The organism is Rhodococcus sp. R1101 (genome assembly GCF_000278445.1).
Classification (GTDB): Bacteria; Actinomycetota; Actinomycetes; order Mycobacteriales; family Mycobacteriaceae; genus Rhodococcus; species Rhodococcus gordoniae.
On record NZ_AJVB01000611.1, the window covers coordinates 1 to 1,969 of the forward strand.

General features: G+C 73.1%; 2 protein-coding genes. Both read left to right on the forward strand.

The annotated features are described in order from the left end of the window. Positions 1-145: 145 nt before the first annotated feature. On the forward strand, positions 146-1,729 hold the full coding sequence (lnt, locus tag R1101_RS28190) for an apolipoprotein N-acyltransferase (RefSeq protein WP_051017602.1): 1,584 nt from the start codon (positions 146-148) through the stop codon (positions 1,727-1,729). Continuing rightward, on the forward strand, positions 1,729-1,969 hold a 241-nt coding region (locus R1101_RS0122295; RefSeq protein ID WP_026003590.1), incomplete at its 3' end, for a glycosyltransferase. The genes lnt and R1101_RS0122295, both read left to right, overlap by 1 nt.

A 1,969-nucleotide genomic window follows, 5' to 3' on the forward strand; every position in this document is an offset into this window, starting at 1 on the left:
ACTCGGTGCAGCGCTGGTCGACGGATCCGCGGTCGCGGGTGGCGCCGCTGCCGGATCTCGGCCCGGGCACCGCCGATCCGGTGCTGGTGCGCAGTGTGCACCGCGGCCGGATCGTGTACGCGCGGTGACCGGCCGGCCCTTCGCGATGGTGGCGCTGCGCGCGCTGCTCGCCGTCGTCGCGGGACTGTTGCTGTTCGCGTCGTTCCCGCCGCGTCCGCTGTGGTTCCTCGCCCCCGCAGGGATCGCGCTCCTGGTCGGTGTGTTGACTGCAGTGCCGATGCGGCGCCGCGCGGGGTTCGGCTACGGCTATCTCGCCGGCCTCGGTTTCCTGGTGCCGCTGCTGCCCTGGATCGGGGTGTACGTCGGCCCGTTGCCGTGGTTGGCGCTCGCCGCCGCCGAGGCAGTCTTCGTCGGCCTGTTCGGCGCGCTGGTGGTGCACCTGCGGTCGCTGCCGGTCGCGCCGTTGTGGATCGCGGCGGCGTGGAGCCTGACCGAATGGTTGCGGTCGAGCGTCCCGTTCGGCGGCTTCCCGTGGGGGCGGCTGGCGTTCGGGCAACCCGACGGCGGGTTCGTCTCCCTCGCCGTCGTCGGCGGCGCCCCGCTGGTGTCGTTCGCGGTGGCCACGACCGGCGCCGGGCTCGCCGCCCTCGTCCTCACCGCCTACCGCCGACCCCGCTCCGGGCGGGCCTGGACGGTGCCGGTCGCGGTGACCCTGCTCGGTCCGGTGCTCGCCGCGGCGGCGTGGCCGCTGGTGCGCACCACCACCGACGAATCGTCGACGGTGACGGTCGCGGCGATCCAGGGCAGCGTGCCGCGCCTCGGCCTGGATTTCAACGCCCAACGCAAGGCGGTGCTCGACAATCACGTCGCCCGCACCCTCGAACTCGCCGCCGATGTCGCCGCCGGGGGGGCCCCGGCCCCGGACGTGGTGATCTGGCCGGAGAACGCCTCGGACATCGACCCGCTGCGCAACGCGGACGCCGCCCGCGACATCACCGCCGCGGCCGCCGCGATCGACGCGCCGATCCTCGTCGGGGCGGTGCTGGTCAACGGGGACGGCACCACCACCAATTCGGTGATCGTGTGGGACGCACAGACCGGGCCGGGGGAGCAGCACGACAAGAAGATCATCCAGCCGTTCGGGGAATATCTGCCGTGGCGTTCGTTCTTCCGGTTGTTCTCCGAGTACGCCGACCGCGCCGGCCACTTCGTGCCCGGACACGGGGACGGCACCGTCACCGCGGCGGGCCTCGACATCGGGGTGGCGACCTGCTACGAGGTGGCCTTCGACCGGGCGTTCCGTGACTCGATCACCGCCGGTGCACAACTGTTGGCGGTGCCGACGAACAACGCCACCTTCGGCGACACCGAGATGACCTACCAGCAGCTGGCGATGTCGCGGCTGCGGGCCGTCGAGCACGGCCGGGCCGTGATCGTCGCGGCGACCAGCGGGGTCAGCGCGATCGTCGACCCGGACGGCCGGGTGCAGCAGAGCACATCCCTGTTCGTGCCCGATGCCCTGGTGGCGCAGGTGCCCGTGCGGGCAGACGTTACGCTGGCTAGTCGGCTCGGAGTGGCGCCGGAGCTCGTGCTCTGCGCCGCGGCCGTGGTCGCCGCCGGTCTCGCCGTGGTGCGGGGGCGGCGGGAGAAGGCCGGTGCGGCAGCTCGCACCAGCACCGGCGCAGCAGGAGCACCGGCCGGTGGCCGGTTCGACAAGGAGGACCTCTGATGGCAGCGGCGACGCCGGCCGGGAACGACAGCGCACCCAGCGCCCGCACCCTGGTGATCATTCCGACCTACAACGAGCGGGAGAACCTCGGTCGGATCATCACCCGGCTGCACGCCGCGCTGCCGCACACCCACGTCCTGGTCGTCGACGACGGCAGCCCCGACGGCACCGGCGACCTCGCCGACGATCTCGCCGCCGCCGACGAGCGCATCGCGGTGCTGCACCGCACCGAGAAGAACG

Bases quoted from the DNA above. Each gene is read 5' to 3' on its own strand.
- lnt (WP_051017602.1), top strand. From the start codon at position 146: ATGGTGGCGCTGCGCGCGCTGCTCGCCGTCGTCGCGGGACTGTTGCTG.